The organism is Bradyrhizobium sp. WSM2793 (genome assembly GCF_000379585.1).
Classification (GTDB): Bacteria; Pseudomonadota; Alphaproteobacteria; order Rhizobiales; family Xanthobacteraceae; genus Bradyrhizobium.
In genome coordinates, this window is sequence record NZ_KB902850.1 from 1 (window position 1) to 1,051 (window position 1,051).

The following is a 1,051-nucleotide window of genomic DNA, read 5'->3' on the forward strand; positions in this document are numbered from 1 at the left end:
CTCAACCTGACGAACTCTGTGGGCGGCGGCAACGCCACGGTCCAGGTCAACCGGACCACGAGTGCGGCCTCGCTGGGGGCAACCATCGCGGACGGCTCGACCCTGAACGTCGACGGTCACGTCATCACCTTCAAGAACGCGCCGATCCCGGGCTCGACCGGTGCTCCGAGCGTTCCGACCGGCTTCGGCGCGAGCGGCAACGTCCTCACCGACGGCGCCGGCAACTCGACGGTCTACCTGCAGGGCGGCACGGTCAACGACGTGCTGAAGGCGATCGACCTCGCCACCGGCGTGCAGACCGCGACGGTCAACGCCAACGGCACCGCGACGCTTGCGACCGCCACCGGCCAGACCAACTCGTCGATCAATGCTTCGGGTGCGCTCAAGATCTCGACCGGCGTCAATGCCGATCTCTCGATCACGGGCACCGGCAACGCGCTGAACGTGCTCGGCCTTGCCGGCAACACCGGGACGGCGACCGCCTTCACCGCGGCCCGCACCTCCGGCATCGGCGGCATCAGCGGCAAGACCTTGACCTTCTCCTCCTTCAACGGCGGCACGGCGGTTGACGTCACCTTCGGCGACGGCACCAACGGCACGGTCAAGACGCTCGATCAGCTCAACACCAAGCTGCAGGCCAACAACCTGACGGCGACGATCGACGCCAACGGCCTGCTGACGGTCTCGACCACCAACGACTACGCGTCCTCGACCATCGGTTCGAGCGCCGCGGGTGGTGCGATCGGCGGTACGCTGACGTCGTCGCTGACCTTCTCGACGGCTTCCAGCCCCGTTGCGGACACGGTCGCTCAGACGGCGCGCGCCAACCTGGTCAATCAGTACAACAACATCCTGAACCAGATCGACACGACCGCGCAGGACTCCTCGTTCAACGGCGTCAACCTGTTGAACGGCGACCAGCTCAAGCTGGTGTTCGACGAAACCGGCAAGTCGAACCTCAGCATCACCGGCGTGACCTACAACTCCAAGGGTCTCGGCCTTGCTGCGCTGACCAGCGGTGTCGACTTCATCGACAACGCTGCCACCAACA

1 protein-coding gene is annotated in these 1,051 nt (G+C 65.7%); it reads left to right on the forward strand.

Annotation, left to right across the window (positions count from 1 at the left end):
• A partial coding sequence (locus A3AS_RS0141975) for a DUF1522 domain-containing protein (protein WP_018323396.1) occupies positions 1 to 1,051 on the forward strand: 1,051 nt, incomplete at both ends.